Below are 211 nucleotides of genomic sequence, written 5' to 3' on the forward strand. Positions count from 1 at the left end.
CCTCAACAAGCTCAAGAAGGGCCAGCGGGAGCTCAGCCAGGAGCTGGGCCGCACCCCCACCCTGAGCGAACTGGCCGTGGCGGTGGAGCTGCCCGAGGAGGAGGTGAAAGACCTCCTCTGCCGCGCCCGCCAGCCGGTGAGCCTGGAGACGAAGGTGGGCGACGGTGAGGACACCGAACTGCTGGATCTGCTGGCCGGCGACGACCTGCTG

At 69.2% G+C, this 211-nt stretch carries 1 protein-coding gene; it reads left to right on the forward strand.

Features of this window, described 5'->3' with window-relative positions; all coding sequences use genetic code 11:
- The coding region (locus KUG39_RS16995) for a sigma-70 domain-containing protein (protein WP_286193286.1) at nt 1–211 on the forward strand (211 nt) is incomplete at both ends.

The organism is Synechococcus sp. CCAP 1479/10, from assembly GCF_019038515.1.
Taxonomy (GTDB): Bacteria; Cyanobacteriota; Cyanobacteriia; order PCC-6307; family Cyanobiaceae; genus Cyanobium.